This is a genomic window from Mycobacterium sp. TH-M82 (assembly GCF_057473605.1).
In genome coordinates this window covers 1-1,586 of sequence record NZ_JBYCKY010000355.1, presented here as the reverse complement: position 1 = coordinate 1,586, position 1,586 = coordinate 1, and the positions used below count along the sequence as shown (strand labels likewise).

The window sequence follows — 1,586 nt, the reverse complement described above, 5'->3', positions numbered from 1 at the left end:
CCGGTACGGCGCAGCATCTCAAACGACGAAGCCGGGCCCCAGGTGCCCGCCTCGTAGGGCTCGGGCTTTCCGTGGGCGGCCCAATTTTCGAGAGCCGGATCGAGTATCTCCCAGGATCTTTCGACTTCCTCATTGACCGGAAACAGCGACGGTTCACCGAGCAAAACGTCGAGGATCAGCCGCTCGTAGGCTTCGGGTGAATTCTCGGCGAACGCGGAGCCGTAGGAGAAGTCCATGTTGACGTCGCGGACTTCCATCGCGGTGCCGGGCACCTTGGAGCCGAACCGCAGCGTGACCCCTTCGTCCGGCTGGACCCGGACCACCAGGGCGTTCGTGCCCAGTTCATCGGTCATGGTGGCTTCGAAAGGAAGATGGGGTGCGCGTTTGAACACCAGCGCGATCTCGGTTACCCTGCGGCCCAAGCGTTTTCCCGTCCGCAGATAAAACGGCACACCGGCCCAGCGGCGGGTGTCGACCTCCAGCGTGATGGCGGCGAACGTCTCGGTCGTGGAGTCGTGGGCAAAGCCCTCCTCGTCGAGCAGTCCGACTACCTGTTCCCCGCCCTGCCAGCCGGCGGTGTACTGCCCGCGGACGGTGGTGTCCTCCAGCGGCTCTGCGAGTTGAGTGGCCGAGAGCACCTTGATCTTTTCGGCCTGCAACGCGCGCGGGCGGAAACTTACCGGCTCCTCCATCGCGGTCAGCGCCAGCAGCTGCAAGAGGTGGTTCTGGATCACGTCGCGGGCTGCTCCGATCCCGTCGTAATAGCCGGCGCGCCCGCCCAGGCCGATGTCTTCGGCCATGGTGATCTGCACGTGGTCGACGTAGTGGGCGTTCCAGATCGGGTCGAACAGCTGGTTGGCGAACCGCAACGCCAGGATGTTCTGCACCGTCTCCTTGCCCAGGTAGTGGTCGATGCGGAACACCGACTCCTCCGGGAAGACGCTGTTGACCGCCTTGTTGAGTTCCCGCGCGCTGGCCAAGTCGTGGCCGAAGGGTTTTTCGATCACCACCCGGCTCCAGCTGCCGCCCGGGGGGAGGGCCAGCCCGCAGGAGTGCAGCTGCTGGCAGACCGTGGGGAAGGTCTTCGGCGGGATGGCCAGATAGAAGGCGTGGTTGCCGCGGGTGCCGCGCTCGGCGTCGAGTTTCTCCAGGCATTCGACCAACCGGCCGAACGCATCCGAGTCGTCGAAGGTGCCCTGCACGAACCGGATTCCCTCGGCCAGCCTGTCCCAGATCGCCTGCCGGAACGGTGTGCGCGAGTGCTCTTTGACGGCCTGGCAGACCACCTGGCCGAAACCTTCGTGTTCCCAGTCGCGGCGGGCGAATCCGACCAAAGCGAAACGAGGGTTCAGCAGACCGCGGTTGGCCAGGTCATAGACCGCCGGCATCAGCTTCTTGCGGGCCAAGTCTCCGGTGACCCCGAAGATCACCAAGCTGCACGCCCCGGCGATTCGAGGCAACCGCTTGTCGCGATAGTCCCGCAACGGGTTGTGCCACTGCCCGGTGACGCCGGGGGCGACCGCTGCAGTCACTTGGCGGTGGCGTCGAGCTGGCTCTGAGTCGCCTTGATCAGTTCTTTCCAGGAC

The 1,586-nt window shown here is 65.2% G+C and carries 1 protein-coding gene; it reads right to left on the bottom strand.

Annotated elements, in window-relative coordinates; translation table 11 throughout:
- Positions 1-1,532: glucose-6-phosphate dehydrogenase (zwf, locus tag AC2VON_RS11020; RefSeq protein ID WP_486952989.1), on the bottom strand; the 1,532-nt coding region annotated here is incomplete at its 3' end.
- Positions 1,533-1,586: the final 54 nt, after the last annotated feature.